The sequence below is a fragment of the Pseudomonas campi genome (genome assembly GCF_013200955.2).
Lineage (GTDB): Bacteria > Pseudomonadota > Gammaproteobacteria > Pseudomonadales > Pseudomonadaceae > Aquipseudomonas > Aquipseudomonas campi.
The window spans coordinates 1,505,537-1,521,453 of record NZ_CP053697.2; the positions used below are offsets into that span (position 1 = coordinate 1,505,537).

The following is a 15,917-nucleotide window of genomic DNA, read 5'->3' on the forward strand; positions in this document are numbered from 1 at the left end:
TTTTCTGGAGTACCCGCGTGGAGCCTGAATCCATCGTCTACGGCTGCATCCGCGACTGGCCCTCGGGTGAGCGTGAGCAGCGCTTGTTGCGCCGTAGCAGCAATCACCGTGTGCTCGACCAGTTGCCACAGGGCGAGGGCTGGCCGTTTCTCGGGCGGGAGATGTTTTCCTTCTGTGCCGACGAAGGCGAGGGCCTGTACCAGACCCAGGTGATTCACTTCGGTGCCAGTTACCGTGCGGTGGAGTACGAATGGGCACTCTGGGTGCAGGAGTTCGAGGCCCTGCTCAAGCGCCTGTACTGGGCCAGTGCGGTGGTGCACCTGGAAACCGAGCTGAACGGCGTGCATACCTTTCGTTGGGAATCCGAGAGCGGTTTCCACAGCCCGCAGGAAGGCGATCTGCGCATGCGCTGCGTGTGGGAGCGCGAAGGCAGCCTGCGCGGTTGAGTTACCCGCGGTGAGAGCGAGCGCTGCTCGCACACCAGCGCCCCCTGATGACATTCGCCTGGAGAGCGCCCCTCGATGCTCAACTACCTGTGGTTCTTTCTCGCCGCACTCTTCGAGATCGCTGGCTGCTATGCCTTCTGGATGTGGCTGCGCCTGGGCAAGAGTGCCTGGTGGGTGGTGCCCGGCCTGCTCAGCCTGAGCCTGTTCGCCCTGTTGCTGACCCGTGTCGAGGCAGCCTATGCCGGGCGTGCCTATGCCGCCTATGGCGGGGTCTATATCGTCGCTTCGCTGCTCTGGCTGGCGGCCGTCGAACGTACCCGGCCCATGCCCAGCGACTGGTTGGGAGCCGCTGTTTGTCTGCTGGGCGCGGCGATCATCCTGCTCGGGCCGCGTTTCGGTTGGCGCTGAGGGGCGTCCTCCTCACGTAGGGTGCGCCGCGCGCACCGGGCGCTGTAGGTGATCTCTGCTGCGGAGCAGGACTGTTCAGTTCTGATCCTGCAGCCACTCGCGTGGCACTTCTTCTCTCAATAGCAACTGGCATTGCTGGCTTTCCGGATCGAAGACGATCAACGCCTGGCCCTTGAGCAGCGCCTTGCGTGCCCTCTCGACGCGGGTGACCAGCGGGGTTTCGTCACCGTTGTCGGTGCCGTCGCGGCTGACGAAGTCCTCCAGCAGGCGGGTGAGGGTATCGGCTTCGAGCATCTGGTAGGGGATCAGCATGGCGGGTCCTTGTCGGCGGGCGGCCATCTTAGAACATGTGGCGCTGTTGCAGGGTTGGCGATGCCTCGCCAGTTCGCTGGCGGACGTCGACCTAGCCGTTATCCAGTGGCTGGGTAAGCAGGTAGTGATCCAGGGTGGCATAGAGCAGCTGGCAATCCAGTGGTTTGCCGAGGAAGTCATCCATGCCGGCCTGGGCGCCCTGTTCGCGGTGCTCGTCGAGGATATGGGCGGTCAGGGCGATGATCGGCACTGCTGGCAGGCGCTTGCTGTGCTCCAGCTTGCGGATCTGCCGGGTCGCTTCGAAGCCGTCCATCTCCGGCATCTCGCAATCCATCAGGATCAGCTGGATCGAGGTTGGGTCGCGGTTGTACTCGGCGACTGCGGCCAGGCCGTTGGTCACCAGGCGCACGCAGTAGCCGCGCTTCTTCAGGAAGCCCTGCACCACCAGTTGATTCACCGCATTGTCTTCGGCGACCAGGATGCATGGGGTGGCACTGCCATCGCTGCGCAGTTCGGTAACCGCTGCGCGTGGCTCGACCCGCCGTTCGCTGTAGAGCTCCTGCAAGGCATCGCGCAGGCTGGTGATGGCTACCGGCAGGGCCAGATTGAGCAGGCGCAGGCCGCGGGTATCGGGTATTTGCTGGCTGTGCTGGGGTGGATGCAGCAACAGCACCCGCTGACCGCGCTCCAGCAGCGGGCTGAGACTGTCCAGCCAATGGCCGATGCTGCCCGGCCAGGGCGCCATCAACACCAGCAGCGGCGGGTTGCTGAAATCTTCCAGGTAGTCGCGCAGACGCTCCGGGTCCTGGCAACGCTCGGTGCGCATGCCCCAGCGGCCGAGCAGGTGGCTGAGGGCATCCAGGCCCAGGCTATCCAGCGAGCAGAGCAGGGCGGTACGACTGTTGAGCCGTTGGGCCAGTTCATCCGCCTCGGCGTTGACGGCTTGCAGCGGAATGTCGAAGGCAAAGCGCGAGCCCTGGCCCTGGCTGCTCTGTACTTCGATATGGCCGCCCATCATCTCCACCAGCTCCTTGCTGATGGCCAGGCCCAGGCCGCTGCCGCCGTAACGGCGGGTGGTGCTGGAGTCGCCCTGGGAGAAGGACTTGAACAGCTGGCTGAGCGTTTCGCTGCGCATGCCAATGCCACTGTCGCGGATGGCGAAGAGCAGATGTTCCTGGCCCTGGCTGTCTCTGCGTTTGCCCACATGCAGCGCGACATGGCCTTCCTGGGTGAATTTCAGGGCATTGCTGAGCAGGTTCATCAGCACCTGCTTGAGACGGGTCGGATCGCCATTGATCCGCCGCGGCACGCCGCCTTCCAGGCTGACGTACAGGCGCAGGCGTTTTTCCAGGGCCTGGCCGGTGAACAGGCTGAGGGTGTCGGACACCATCTGCTCCAGATCAAACTCGATCGCTTCCAGGCTGAGCTTGCCGGACTCGATGCGCGCGTAGTCGAGGATGTCGTTGATCACCGCCATCAGTGAGCTGCCGGAGCTGCTGATGGTGTCCACATAGAAACGCTGGTTGCGATCCAGTGGCGTGTCGCGCAGCAGCTGCAGCATGCCCAGCACACCATTCAGCGGGGTGCGGATCTCGTGGCTCATCTTGGCCAGGAAACGGCTCTTGGCCTGGTTCTCGAAGGCGGCCTGCTCGGCCGCCTGGCGTGAGCGATAGCCTTCTTCCTTGAGCAGGTTGATGCGGTCGGCCAGGCCGATGGACAGGGTCAGCAGCTCGACCGTGACGCCCATCTTGACCACTGCCGAGCCATAGATGCCGAACAGCTCGACGCCCAGTGAACCACTGGTGACCAGCATGAAGGCCACCAGCAGCACGCTCCAAGCCAGCACATAGTAGGAGCCGTGGCGGATGCCCTGGCGCCAGACGTAGATACCGGTCAGCAAGAGCAGCAGCGAGATCACCAGTACCGTCAGGCTGGCCAGGATGTTCCAGGCCTGCAGGCCGATCAGCGGCACCGACAGCAGGCAGCCGAAGGTCGCCAGCATCAGCAGGCGCAGGTTGCGATCCAGGCGCGGGAAGTGCTGGCGGGTGTGCAGAAAGTGGCGACTGAACTGGGTGGCCGTCAGGCAGTGGAGGAACATCAGGATGTAGATGCTCACCGACTGCAGGGCCACGTGCTCGGGCAACAGCTTGAACAGCATGCCGTCGAAACAGGCGGCGAACAGGCCGACGTTGATGTTGTAGATCAGGTACCAAAAGTAGGCGCGCTCGCGCAGCGAGATGAACAGGAACAGGTTGTAGATGAACATGGCGAACAGCACGCCATAGAAGGCGCCGTTGATGCCCATCAGGTTTTCCTGGGCCGCCGCGCTGGCACCGTAGGTGCTGAAGAACAGCGGCACGAATACCGTGCTGGTGGTTTCCACGCGCAGCAGCAGCTCGTTGCTGCCGTGCGGCAGTTGCAGCGGGAACCAGAAATGGCGGACTTGCACCGGGCGCTGCACGAAGGCGAAGCGGTCGCCGCCCTGCTGGGCTTGCAATTGACCACCGGCGTCGGCCAGGTAGACGTCGATCTGGTCGAGCAGGGCGTAGTTGACTTCCAGGTAGCCGTTCAGCGGCTGCGGGCGGCTGTTGACCAGGCGCACCTTGAACCACCACACCGAATCATTCTTGCCCAGGTTGGCGTGGTCGCCGCTGACGCCGGTAAAGGCGCTGTCGGGCAGCTGTTGGACCTGTTCGGCCGTCAGTGTGCCACTAGGGTCTTCGTGGAAGCCCATGTAGGGCGCCAGTGACAGGCGCAACTCATCCCGGTCCAGTGGTGCTGGCGCGAGTGCCCAGAGCGGTCCGCTGAGGCAGAGCAGAAGCAAAGCCAGACAGAAGCGCGACATCCACCACCCTCTGCTTTCGTGTCGGTTGTTGCCTGCACTGTGCCCAGTTGTGTCGTTGTCAGCAAGAGTTCCGTCTGCCTGTTATTCCGGCGGGCTTGAACGGCCGCCGAGCAGGCTGTCGATGGCCGGCACCTGGGTATCGCTGGCCATCTGCACGTCGTGCTCGATCTGGTGACTGAAGCGCTCCAGCGAATGTTCGCGAGCCGGCTGGGCGTCGCTGGCGAATACCGGCGGGCTGAGCACATAGGCGCCGATCAGGCGGCTCAGCGCCGCCAGGCTGTCGATATGGGTACGCTCGTAGCCGTGGGTGGCATCGCAGCCGAAGGCCAGCAGGGCGGTGCGGATATCGTGGCCGGCAGTCACCGCCGACTGGGCGTCGCTGTGGTAGTAGCGGAACAGGTCGCGGCGTACCGGGATCTCGCCTTCGCCGGCCAGGCGCAGCAGGTGGCGTGACAGGTGATAATCGTAAGGGCCGCCGGAGTCCTGCAGGGCGACGCTGACGCAGTGTTCGCTGGATTGCTGGCCGGGCGCCACCGGGGCGATGTCGATGCCGACGAACTCGCTGACGTCCCAGGGCAGCGCGGCGGCGGCACCGGAGCCGACTTCCTCGGTAATGGTGAACAGTGGGTGACAGTCGATTTCCGGCTCTTCGCCGCTCTCGACTATGGCCTTGAGTGCGGCCAGCAGGGCTGCCACGCCGGCCTTGTCGTCCAGGTGACGGGCGCTGATGTGGCCGCTCTCGGTGAACTCCGGCAGCGGGTCGAAGGCGACGAAGTCGCCCACCGCCACGCCCAGGGACTCGCAATCGGCGCGGGTGGCGCAGTAGGCGTCGAGGCGCAGCTCGACCTGATCCCAGCTCACCGGCAACTGATCCACCGCGGTGTTGAAGGCGTGCCCGGAGGCCAGCAATGGCAGCACGCTGCCGCGCAGTACGCCGTTGTCGGTGAACAGGCTGACCCGGCTGCCCTCGGCGAAGCGGCTGGACCAGCAACCCACGGGTGCCAGGGCCGGACGACCGTTGTCTTTCAGCTCGCGGACGATGGCGCCGATGGTGTCGAGGTGCGCCGATACGGCGCGATCCGGGCTGGTCTGGCGGCCCTTGAGGGTGGCGCGGATGGTGCCGCGGCGGGTCAGCTCGAAGGGGATGCCGAGCTCTTCCAGGCGTTCGGCGACGTAGCGCACGATGGTGTCGGTGAAGCCGGTGGGGCTGGGGATGGCGAGCATCTCCAGCAGCACCTGGCGCAAATAGATGAGGTCGGGTTCGACGAGTCGGGTCATACGGTCTCCTCAGGAACCAGGTTTCAGAACCTGTCCACGATCTCTTGTCCGTCGGCCATACCGCGTTAAAAACAGGCTCGGAATGCTCATTTACAGCTCGTAAGCTCCGCTTCCTCGCCTGTTTTGACCAGCCGGAGGCTGTTACTGGCGTAGCGCCTTGTCTGGCTCTAGTCCAAAAGATCGTGAACAGGCTCTCATAGGTGGGGACGGCTGAGCGGGAACAGCAGGTCGATGAAGCGTTCGGCGGTCGGCTGTGGCTCGTGGTTGGCCAGGCCGACGCGCTCGTTGGCTTCGATCAGCACGTAGTCGGGCTGGTCGGCGGCCGGCACCAGCAGGTCGAGGCCGACCACCGGGATCTCCAGGGCCCGCGCGGCATGGATCGCCGCCTCGGCCAATGTCGGGTGCAGGCGCGCGGTGACGTCCTCCAGGGTGCCGCCAGTGTGCAGGTTGGCGGTCTTGCGCACGGCCAGGCGGGTGCCGGCCGGCAGCACGCTGGAATAGTCGTAGCCGGCATCGTGCAGGGTACGCTGGGTTTCGGCGTCCAGCGGGATGCGGCTTTCGCCGCCGGTGGCGGCCTGGCGTCGGCGGCTCTGCGCCTCGATCAGCGCGCCGATGCAGTGTGTGCCGTCGCCGACCACCGTGGCCGGGTGGCGGATGGCGGCGGCCACGACCTGGTAGCCGATCACCACAATGCGCAGATCCTGGCCTGGGTGGTAGCTCTCCAGCAGCACGCGGCTGTCGAAGTGGCGGGCGCGTTCGATGGCGTCCTCGACCGCTTCCGCACTGCGCAGGTCCACGGCCACGCCCTGGCCCTGTTCGCCGTCCACCGGCTTGACCACCAGGCTGCCGTGTTCGGCGAAGAAGGCGGCGTTTTCCGCAGCGTCGCCGGCCAGGCGCTGCACCGGCTGACGCAGGCCGGCGCGGGCGCAGGCGCGGTGGGTCAGGCGCTTGTCCTGGCACAGGCTCATGCTCACCGCGCTGGTCAGATCCGACAGCGACTCGCGGCAGCGGATGCGCCGGCCGCCCTGGCTAAGGGTGAACAGGCCACCCTCGGCGTCGTCCACCTGCACCTCGATACCGCGGCGCTGGGCCTCGTCGACGATGATGCGGGCGTAGGGGTTGAGCCCGGTCTCCGGCCCGGGGCCGAGGAACAGCGCCTGGTTGATGCCGTTGCGGCGCTTGATGGCGAAGGTCGGTAGGTCGCGGAAGCCGAGCTTGGCGTAGAGCGCTTTGGCCTGCAGGTTGTCGTGCAGCACCGACAGGTCCAGGTAGGCCAGGCCGCGGCTCATGCCGTGCTCGATCAGATGGCGCACCAGGGCCTCGCCGACGCCTGGGCGCTGGCAGTCCGGCGCCACTGCCAGGCACCACAGGCTGCTGCCGAGCTGCGGGTCGGCGAAGGCTTTGTGATGGTCCAGGCCCATTACGCTGCCTATCACCGTGCCGCCGACCTCATCCTCGGCCAGCCAGTAGCTGGGGCCGCCGGCCTCGCGCGGGGTCAGCCGGGTGTTATCCACCGGCAGCATGCCGCGCTGCAGGTAGAGGCGGTTGATCGCCTGCCAGTCGGCCTCGTTCTGCACCCGACGGATATGGAAACCGCGAAAGCTGCGCGACGCCGGGCGGTAGTCGGTGAACCACAGACGCAGGGTATCGGAGGGGTCGAGGAACAGCTGCTGCGGCGCCTGGGCCAGCACCTGCTGCGGTGCGGCCACGTACAGGGCGATGTCGCGTTCGCCGGGGCGTTCCTGCTGCAGCTCTGCGGCCAGGCTGGCGGCATCCGGGTAAGTGTGGCCCATCAGCAGACGGCCCCAGCCGCAATGCAGGCTCTGCGGCTGGCAGCTCTCGGCGCCATCCTTGGCCAGGTGCGCTTGCAGGCGCTGGTAGGACGGTGCCTGGCCACGTTGCAGGCGCTGGTTGTAGGCAGTGGCACGCATGGATGATCCCTCCCTCAGAGTCCCTGTTGATCCAGCCACAGGTGAAGCGCCGCCAGCTGCCACAGCTTGGAGCCGCGCAACGGCGTGAGCTGGCCCTGCGGGTCGCTGAGCAGGCGGTCGAGCATGGCCGGCTCGAACAGGCCGCGATCCTGGCTGGGGTCGAGCAGCAGTTCGCGCACCCAGTCCAGGGTGGCGCCTTGCAGGTGCTTGAGACCGGGCACCGGGAAGTAGCCCTTGGGCCGGTCGATGACCGCGTGCGGAATGACCTGGCGCGCAGCTTCCTTGAGCACCTGCTTGCCGCCGTCGCCGAGCTTGAAGCGCGCCGGGATGCGCGCGGCCAGCTCGACCACGCGGTAGTCGAGGAACGGTACGCGTGCTTCCAGGCCCCAGGCCATGGTCATGTTGTCGACCCGTTTCACCGGGTCGTCGACCAGCATCACCGTGGTGTCCAGGCGCAGCGCCTTGTCCACCGGGGCGGCGGCGCCCGGCATGGCGAAGTGCTCGCGGACGAACTCGCCGGCCCAGTCCTCGCCCTGCCACTTGCGCTGCAGGGTCTCCAGCAGTTCGCCGTGGTCACGGTCGAAGAAGGCCGCGCGGTAGGCGGCGAAGGGATCGCTGTGGCCGTCCACCTGCGGGTACCAGTGGTAGCCGGCGAACAGTTCGTCGGCGCCCTGGCCGCTCTGCACCACCTTGCAGTGCTGGGCTACTTCCCGCGACAGCAGGTAGAAGGCGATGCAGTCGTGGCTGACCATCGGCTCGCTCATGGCGCGGAAGGCTGCCGGCAGCTGCTCGATGATCTCCCGCTCGCCGATGCGTAGCTGGTGGTGGCGGGTGCCGTAGTGCTTGGCGATCAGGTCGGAGTAGTGGAACTCGTCGCCGCGCTCGCCGCCGGCATCGGCAAAGCCGATGGAGAAGGTCGACAGGTCGTCGACCCCGGCCTCGCGCAGCAGGCCGACCAGCAGGCTGGAGTCCACCCCGCCGGAAAGCAGTACGCCGACTTCCACGGCGGCGCGCTGGCGAATCGTCACGGCCTCGCGCAGGCCGTCGAGCACGCGGTCGCGCCAGTCCGGCAGTTCCAGCATGACTTCGTCGCGGTGCGGGCCGAACTCCAGCTGCCACCAGCACTGCTGCTCGCGGTTGCCGGCCAGGTCCAGGCGTAGCCAACTGGCCGGCGGCAGTTTCTCCACGTCGCGCAGCAGGGTGCGCGGTGCGGGCACCACGGCGTGGAAGTTGAGGTAGTGGTTGAGCGCCACCGGGTCCAGGTCGGTGTCCACGCCACCACCGGCGAGCAGGGCCGGCAGGGTCGAAGCGAAGCGCAGGCGCGCGCCGTCCTGAGTCAGGTACAGCGGCTTGATGCCGAGGCGGTCACGGGCCAGGAACAGGCGCTCGCGGTCGCGTTCCCAGATGGCGAAGGCGAACATGCCGTTGAGTTTCGGCAGCAGCTGTTCGCCCCAGGCGTGGTAGCCCTTGAGCAGCACTTCGGTGTCGCCGTCGGAGTGGAACTGGTAGCCCAGTGCCTGCAGTTCCTCGCGCAGTTCCGGGTAGTTGTAGATGGCGCCATTGAACACCAGACTCAGGCCCAGCTGGTGGTCGATCATCGGCTGGCCGGAGGCCGGCGCGAGGTCCATGATCTTCAGGCGGCGGTGGCCGAAGGCCAGTGGCCCGCTGCTGTGGAAGCCACAGGCGTCAGGGCCACGCGGGGCCAGGTGGTGGGTGATTTTCTCGAGGGCAGCCAGGTCGGCCGGCTGTTGGTCGAAGCGTATTTCTCCAGCGATTCCGCACATAATTCCTTACCGGTGTTGCCGTTGGGGAGGTGTTCGCGCGGTGACGAACCTTTTTAAAAAAACAAACTAGTGCTTTGATGTCAAAGTTTTATTTCCGATAAAGCGGTGTGTATGTCAGATAAATTACTTCCAACTGAAATCGATTTATCCGCCTTCGAGCCGGCCCTGTTCGGCGCCATGCGGCGCCTGCAGCAGGCCGGAGAGGTGCACGCCAAGCGCCTTGGACGCTTCGGTGGGCTGACGCCGATGCAGCTGATGATCTTGCGGGTGATGGAGGGGGAGGGACGGCTCACCGCCAGCGGGCTGAGCCGGCGGGTCAGCCTCAGCGCGGCGACCCTCTCGGGCATGCTCGAACGCCTGGAGGAGCGTGGCCTGCTGCTGCGTCAGCGTGACGAAACGGATCGCCGCCGTCAGTGGATGAGCGTCAGCGAAGCGGGGCGCGCGCTACTGGTGGCGGCACCGCCGCTGTTACCGCCGGCTCTGCGTGCCGGCTTCGCGGCGCTGCCGGAGTGGGAGAGGCACAGCCTGACCGCCGCCCTGCTGCGGGTGGCGGAGCTGTGTGGGGAAGTGGATTAGCAGAGTGTTGAGGAACGTAGGTAGTTCTGCAGCACTCTGCTAGTCCTGGCCGCAGGCGCGGTTGGCCGGCACGGCGATGTCCATCAGCCTGGGGTTGGGCAGCTTGAGGTTAGCCATCAGCTGCGCATAGGCTTCCACATCGGCCACCTGCAGGCGCGGGTTGTGCGCGGCCTCTTCGGCGATGCTGGAGCGGGTCCAGCCGCGGTAGTCGTGGCCGGGCCAGACCACGGTGTCGCCGGGCAGGGCCAGCAGGCGCTGCAGGCTGGCCCACTGGGTGCGGGCGTCGCCGTTCTGGAAGTCGGTACGGCCGCTGCCGCGGATCAGCAGGGTATCGCCGCTGAACAGCTGGGCCGTTTCGTTGCCGGCTGCGGGCAGCAGGAAACAGTAGGAATCATCGGTATGTCCCGGCGTATGCCAGGCGATCAACTGGCGCTGGCCGAAGGTCAGCGCCTGGCCGTCGACGAAGGTGAAGCTGGCGCACTGGCTGCCACTCTGCGTACCGAAGCCGCTGCGGCAGCCGGTGGCGCTGCGCAGGTCGCCGAGGGCGGTGATATGGTCGGCATGGGTATGGGTGTCGATGGCCAGGATCAGCTTGAGATCCAGCTCGTGCAGCAGGCGCAGGTAGTCGTCCAGTTTGTCCTTCACCGGGTCGATCAAGACGGCTTCGCCCTGGTCGGCCAGCAGATAGCTGTAGGTCGAGCTGGCGGCATCGAAGAGTTGGCGAAATAACACGGTCAGTGTCCTCCAAAGAGTTTCTGCGCGGCCAGCGACAGGCTGACCACAACGAGCATCAGGGCGAACAGGCGTTGCAGCAGTTGCCCGCCGAGGCGCTGGGCCCAGTAGTTGCCGGCCAGCACGCCGAGGGCGCCGCCGCCGGCCAGACCGAGTAACAGGAGTGGCGAGGGATTGGCCTCGCTCAGGTAGAGCAGGAAGCCGCCGCCGGAAACGATGGCGATCAAGGCCATTGAGGTGGCGGTGGCCGCCAGCATCGACAATGGGGTGAACCAGAGTAGCGCTGGCACCACCAGGAAGCCGCCGCCGACCCCCATCAGTCCCGACAGCAGGCCGACTCCCAGGCCGATGCCAAGCAGCGGCAAGTTACGGGTGTGCTGCTGGTTGCTGCGCGGCAGCTTGGCGCCGCGCCACATGCGCCAGGCCGACCACAACACCAGCAGGCAGAAGGCGATGATCAGCAGGCTTTCGGCGATGAACTGCCCGAGCCATTGACCCAGGGCATTGCCCGGTAAACCGCAGAGGCTCAGCAGCAGCACCGGGCGCCAGGCCACCAGCCCCTGGAAGGCGCGGGGGGTGGCGCCAACCAGGGCGGTCAGTGCCACGGCGCCGAGGCTCACGCCGATCGCATCGCGCAGCGGCAGATGCAGGCTGAGCAGCAGGGGCAGGGCCACCAGCGAACCGCCGGCACCGGTAAGGCCCAGCAGCAGGCCGAGGATCGCGCCGACCCCCAGGGCTTCGAGGAGCAACAGATCCATCAGCGATTCCAGGGCATGCGCGCCAGCAGCAGGGCCATGGCGCAGGTATTGCTGAGGCCGGCAAAGGTCAGCCCGGCACCGACGAATGCCGCCAGGCCGTACCAGCCCGGATGCAGCCAGGTGCCAAGCGCGCAGCCGAGCAGCACCAGGCTGCCGGCGCTGATCTGTACCTGGCGCTGCAGGCTGATCACGCCACTGGCACCCTGATTGGTAGCCATGCCGCAGGCCACGCAGGCCTCGGTGCCGCCGTCGATCACCTGCACCCCTGGGAGCAGATGCTGCAGCTGCTCGGCGGCGCGCTGGGCGCGTTGTCCGCGCTGGCACAGCAGGAACAGTTCATCGCCGCTACGCAGGCCTTCTTGCTTGAGCTGAGCGACCAGTTGCTCGGGTTGCAACTGGTCCAGCGGTACGTTGCGCGCGCCGGCCACATGCTGGGCGCGGAATTCGGCCGGGCTGCGCACATCGATAAGGAAGCGCACCTGGCCCTGGCGCTGGGCGGCGGCGAAGCGTGGGGCGTCGATCAGGCAGATTGATTGGTTCATTGGATACTCCCCTGGGGTATCAGGTGTATTTGGTGAAAATGGCGCGGACCCGGGCCAGGGTCTCGGCATCGTCGCGTTCCGGGTCGAGCATGGTTTCTTCGAGCAGGCAGGCGAGCATTTCCTGGTAGGCCTTATCCAGGGCCTTGCGTGCGGCGGCGAACTGCTGGGCGATGGCCTCGCATTCCTCGCCGCGGCGGATCATGGCCTGGATACCGCGAATCTGCCCTTCGACACGGGCCAGGCGCTTGAGCATGGCGTCTTGCTGCTGCAGGTTGGGGGCGGTCATTTGTGCTCTCCTGGTATACCCGTGGGGGTATAAAATTACTGGGGGGAGTATGTGCCGGGGTGGCTCGACAGGCAAGTCCGTCTGTCGCTCTGGTGCGAGTCTGGTGAGTTGCGCGCTGAGGGATGGGCGCGAAGTAGCGTCAGCTACTGCTTGGTGCAGGGACACTACGTCGCGGTGCTGCTTTGCGCTGAGGGTGCATGGCGCACCCTGCGCAGCGATGAAGGGTTATTTGGTGTTGCGGATCAGTCTGCGCAGGGCGAAGCGATTGGGGTGGCAGGCTTCGGCCACGCTGCGTGGTACGGGCAGCGGCTCGTCATTCAGCCAGGCGGCCAGCAGTTCGCCGGACAGCGGGGCCGTGATCAGCCCGCGTGAACCGTGGCCGCTGTTGACGTACAGGCCGTCGAGCCAGGGGCAGGGGCTGTCCGGCACCTGACGGGCATCCTTGCCGAGCACGGCATAGGCCGCCGCGAAGACCGTGCTGTCGGCCAGCGGGCCGACGATGGGCAGGTAGTCCGGGCTGGTGCAGCGGAAGGCGGCGCGGCCTTCGAGCTGCGCCGGGTCGAGCTGATCGGCCTGCAGGCGGGCGGCCAGGTCGCTGGAAATGTCCTGCAGCAGCTGCAGGTTGCCGGCATGTTCGGCGGCGGTCGGGCTGAGGTCGTCGCTGTGGAAGTCGAAGCTGGCGCCCAGGGTATGTTCGCCGTGGCGCGCCGGGGCGACATAGCCTTCGGCGCAGACCACGCAGGCCAGTGCGGCGCTGGCAGTCGTTTGCGGCAGGCGGCTGATCTGCCCGCGAATGCGCTTGAGCGGCAGCTCGGCGGCAGCGGCGAAGCGCTTGACCTCGGCGGCGCCGGCCAGCACGGCGACCGCCGCACTGGCCAGCAGGCGCTCGCCGTCCAGGGCCTGCCACTGGCCATCGACCCGGCGCAGCTGCAGGGCTTCGCTATGCGTCAGTAGACGGATCTGCGGGTGCTCGGCCAGCAGCTGGCAGAGTGCCGGCGGATGCACCCAGCCAGCGTCGGGGTAGAACAGGCCTCCGGCCGGCAGGCGGATACCGGCGCGGTCTTCGGCCTGGGCCTGGTCGAGGCTGTGCAGTAGCTGCCTGGGGAAGGCGGCGGCCAGGCGCGCCTGGCGTTCTGCTTCCTTGGCGTCGAAGGCCAGTTGCAGCACACCGCAGGGCGCCCAGTCGCTGCCCGTCTGCAAGCGCTGGAGCAGGCGGCGGGTATGGCCGAAGCCGCTGACGATCAGCTGCGACAGCGCCGTGCCATGGGCGGAGAGCTTGAGGTAGAGCACGCCCTGAGGATTGCCTGAGGCCTCCTGGGCCACGTCGGCGTGGCGCTCCAGCAGGCTCACCTGCCAGCCCCGTGCGGCCAGGCTGGCGGCCGTGGCGCAGCCGGCCAGGCCGGCACCGATCACCAGCGCCGTGCGTTGCGGCGGACGGTACTGCGGGCGGGCAAACCAGGGTTTTTCCGCTGCTGCGGCGGGCCCGGCGTAATGGCCGTTGAGGTTTTCCCACTTGGTCCCATAGCCCGGCACGCGGCGCATGGCGAAGCCGGCCTCGATCAGTGCGCGGCGCACGAAGCCGCTGCTGGCGAAGGTGGCCAGGCTGGCGCCGGGAGCGGACAGCCGGGCCAGTTGCTGGAACAGCGGCAAGCCCCACATGTCCGGATTCTTCGCCGGGGCGAAGCCGTCGAGGAACCACACGTCGATCTGTCCATCGAGCTGCGGCAGCAGCTCCATGGCATCGCCGATCAGCAGGGTCAGCACCACCCGGCCACCGGCCAGCAGCAGGCGCTGGAAGCCGGCGTGGATGGCCACGTACTGCTCCAGTAACTGGCTGGACCAGGGCGCCAGTTCCGGCCACAGGGCCAGGGCGCGTTGCAGGTCGGCGGGGCTCAGCGGGTATTTTTCCACGCTGACGAAATGCAGCTGGGCGTCGCTCGGTGCGCTCTGCTCGAACAGCTGCCAGGCGCAGAGGAAGTTGGTACCGGTGCCGAAACCGGTTTCGCCGATGCACAGGCGCCCGCCGGCTGGCAGCGCGGCACAGCGCGCGGCCAGCTGATTGCCGGCGAGAAAGACATGGCGGGTTTCGCCCAGGCCATCTTCGCGGGCGAAGTACACGTCGTCGAACTGACGTGACAGCGGTTGGCCTTGGGCATCCCAGTCGAGCTGGGCGTAGGGAGAGTCGGGCATGCGGACACCTGTGCAGAGGCGCGCATTGTAATGCCAGCAGCGCGCCGACGGGCTAGGCTGTGCAAATCACATCAGGGAGTTGCACATGTTCGAATCCGCCGAGTTGGGCCACGCCGTCGACGAGGAAACCTTCGACAAGGAAGCGCCGGCGCTGCGCGAAGCGCTGCTGGAAGCCCAGTACGAGCTCAAGCAGCAGGGGCGTTTCCCGGTGATCATCCTGATCAACGGGGTCGAGGGTGCCGGCAAGGGCGAGACGGTCAAACTGCTCAACGAGTGGATGGACCCCCGTCTGATCCAGGTCAGCACCTTCGATCAGCAGACCGATGAGGAGCGCGCGCGACCGCCGGGCTGGCGCTTCTGGCGGCAGCTGCCACCGAAGGGGCGGATCGGCATCTTCTTCGGCAACTGGTACAGCCAGATGCTGCAGGGGCGGGTGCATGGCCACTTCAAGACCGCGGTGCTGGATCAGGCCATCGATGGCGCGCTCAACCTGGAGCAGATGCTCTGCGACGAGGGTGCGCTGATCTTCAAGTTCTGGTTCCACCTGTCCAAGAAGCAGATGAAGGCGCGCCTCAAGTCGCTGCGCGATGATCCGCTGCACAGCTGGCGCATCAGCCCGCTGGACTGGCAGCAGTCGGAGACCTACGACCGCTTCGTGCGCTACGGCGAGCGGGTGCTGCGGCGCACCAGCCGCGATTTCGCGCCCTGGTACGTGGTGGAGGGTGTCGACGAGTATTACCGCAGCCTGACGGTTGGACGCATTCTGCTCGACGGTCTGCAGGCGGCGCTGAAGGCCAAGGCGCGGCGGTCGGGGCACCCGCATGTGGCGCCGCTGACGGCCAGCCTGGATAACCGCGGCCTGCTCGACAGCCTGGATATGAGTCAGGCGCTGGAGAAGGAGGACTACCAGGAGCAGCTGGCCACCGAGCAGGCCCGCCTGGCCGGCCTGATGCGTGACAAGCGCATGCGCCGGCACGCCCTGGTGGCGGTGTTCGAAGGCAACGACGCCGCCGGCAAGGGCGGCGCCATTCGCCGCGTGGCGGCGGCGCTGGACCCGCGCCAGTACCGCATCGTGCCGATCGCCGCACCCACCGAGGAGGAACGTGCCCAGCCGTATCTGTGGCGCTTCTGGCGGCATATCCCGGCGCGCGGCAACTTCACCGTGTTCGACCGCTCCTGGTATGGGCGGGTGCTGGTGGAGCGGGTCGAAGGTTTTTGTGAGCCTGGCGACTGGCTGCGTGCCTACAGTGAGATCAACGATTTCGAGGAGCAACTGAGCGAGGCTGGGGTGGTGGTGGTGAAGTTCTGGCTGGCTATCGACGAGGACACCCAGTACCAGCGCTTCAAGGAGCGTGAGCAGATCGCCTTCAAGCGCTTCAAAATCACCGAGGAAGACTGGCGCAACCGGGACAAGTGGCAGGAGTACCGCGATGCGGTAGGTGACATGGTCGACCGCACCAGTACGGCGATTGCGCCCTGGACCCTGGTCGAAGCCAACGACAAGCGCTTTGCCCGGGTCAAGGTGCTGCGCACCATCAATGAGGCGCTGGAGAAGGCCTTTGCCAAGGGTTGATCGACGCTGATGTGAGCCCGACAGGCGCCCTGATGCCTAGGGTCTGTTGCCGTTTCGTTCACGGCCGCGACGGAGCCCGTTTTTGCGCGGGGCTAGGCGCGAGACGCGAAGTTTGGTCGTCCAAATGAGCCGTCGAGTAACGACGTCCCGCGCAAAAAACGGGCCCGTCCCTGCGGGTTGCGCGCAAAATCGCGCCATGCGTTGTTGCGGGACTTGCCAAGGGGATGCCATTGCCTGCGTCCCGCGCCTAGCCTGG

14 protein-coding genes are annotated in these 15,917 nt (G+C 66.6%); 4 read left to right on the plus strand and 10 right to left on the minus strand.

The genetic code is table 11. The features are described 5' to 3' along the window. Positions 1-17 precede the first annotated feature (17 nt). Together HNE05_RS06910 and HNE05_RS06915 are read left to right on the plus strand one after the other, a co-directional pair. A complete protein-coding gene (locus HNE05_RS06910) occupies positions 18-446 on the plus strand; it encodes a hypothetical protein (RefSeq protein ID WP_173204769.1) in 429 nt (142 codons plus the stop codon). 75 nt (positions 447-521) lie between these two features. Beyond that, a complete protein-coding gene (locus HNE05_RS06915) occupies positions 522-854 on the plus strand; it encodes a YnfA family protein (RefSeq protein ID WP_173204772.1) in 333 nt (110 codons plus the stop codon). 75 nt (positions 855-929) lie between these two features. Here HNE05_RS06915 and HNE05_RS06920 read toward each other — a convergent pair whose 3' ends face one another. From HNE05_RS06920 to HNE05_RS06940, 5 genes are all read right to left on the minus strand, one after another. Beyond that, positions 930-1,166, minus strand: a complete 237-nt coding sequence (locus HNE05_RS06920; RefSeq protein WP_173204775.1) for a YheU family protein — start codon at positions 1,164-1,166, stop codon at positions 930-932. A gap of 91 nt (positions 1,167-1,257) precedes the next feature. After that, entirely contained in the window at positions 1,258-4,011 is a 2,754-nt protein-coding gene (locus HNE05_RS06925) for a hybrid sensor histidine kinase/response regulator (RefSeq protein WP_173204778.1), read from the minus strand. Between the two features lie 81 nt (positions 4,012-4,092). Further along, positions 4,093-5,289, minus strand: coding sequence for an osmoprotectant NAGGN system M42 family peptidase (locus HNE05_RS06930; RefSeq protein WP_173204781.1), 1,197 nt, complete (start codon positions 5,287-5,289; stop codon positions 4,093-4,095). A 194-nt stretch (positions 5,290-5,483) separates the two neighbouring features. Next, on the minus strand, positions 5,484-7,220 hold the full coding sequence (gene ngg, locus HNE05_RS06935; protein ID WP_173204784.1) for an N-acetylglutaminylglutamine synthetase: 1,737 nt from the start codon (positions 7,218-7,220) through the stop codon (positions 5,484-5,486). A 14-nt stretch (positions 7,221-7,234) separates the two neighbouring features. Further along, a complete protein-coding gene (locus tag HNE05_RS06940) occupies positions 7,235-9,004 on the minus strand; it encodes an N-acetylglutaminylglutamine amidotransferase (protein ID WP_173204787.1) in 1,770 nt (589 codons plus the stop codon). Between the two features lie 111 nt (positions 9,005-9,115). Between HNE05_RS06940 and HNE05_RS06945 the strand changes: the two genes are divergently transcribed. After that, on the plus strand, positions 9,116-9,580 hold the full coding sequence (locus tag HNE05_RS06945) for a MarR family winged helix-turn-helix transcriptional regulator (protein WP_173204792.1): 465 nt from the start codon (positions 9,116-9,118) through the stop codon (positions 9,578-9,580). A 39-nt stretch (positions 9,581-9,619) separates the two neighbouring features. Here HNE05_RS06945 and HNE05_RS06950 read toward each other — a convergent pair whose 3' ends face one another. The 5 genes from HNE05_RS06950 to mnmC form a co-directional block, all read right to left on the minus strand. Beyond that, on the minus strand, positions 9,620-10,312 hold the full coding sequence (locus HNE05_RS06950) for an MBL fold metallo-hydrolase (protein WP_173204795.1): 693 nt from the start codon (positions 10,310-10,312) through the stop codon (positions 9,620-9,622). A gap of 2 nt (positions 10,313-10,314) precedes the next feature. Beyond that, positions 10,315-11,070 carry a sulfite exporter TauE/SafE family protein gene (locus HNE05_RS06955; RefSeq protein WP_173204798.1) on the minus strand — a complete coding sequence of 252 codons (756 nt, stop codon included), beginning with the start codon at positions 11,068-11,070 and terminating at the stop codon, positions 10,315-10,317. After that, entirely contained in the window at positions 11,070-11,612 is a 543-nt protein-coding gene (locus tag HNE05_RS06960) for a rhodanese-like domain-containing protein (protein WP_173204801.1), read from the minus strand. The genes HNE05_RS06955 and HNE05_RS06960 overlap by 1 nt, the downstream gene beginning before the upstream one ends. A 19-nt stretch (positions 11,613-11,631) precedes the next feature. Continuing rightward, a complete protein-coding gene (locus HNE05_RS06965; protein ID WP_173204804.1) occupies positions 11,632-11,898 on the minus strand; it encodes a metal-sensing transcriptional repressor in 267 nt (88 codons plus the stop codon). A gap of 225 nt (positions 11,899-12,123) precedes the next feature. Then, positions 12,124-14,088: a bifunctional tRNA (5-methylaminomethyl-2-thiouridine)(34)-methyltransferase MnmC2/FAD-dependent 5-carboxymethylaminomethyl-2-thiouridine(34) oxidoreductase MnmC1 gene (gene mnmC / locus HNE05_RS06970; RefSeq protein WP_173204807.1), complete on the minus strand. Its 1,965-nt coding sequence runs from the start codon at positions 14,086-14,088 to the stop codon at positions 12,124-12,126. 85 nt (positions 14,089-14,173) lie between these two features. On the opposite strand from mnmC, the gene pap reads away from it, so the two are divergent. Then, complete coding sequence (gene pap / locus HNE05_RS06975) at positions 14,174-15,661, plus strand: polyphosphate:AMP phosphotransferase (RefSeq protein ID WP_173204810.1); 1,488 nt, start codon at positions 14,174-14,176, stop codon at positions 15,659-15,661. The last annotated feature ends 256 nt before the right edge of the window (positions 15,662-15,917 follow it).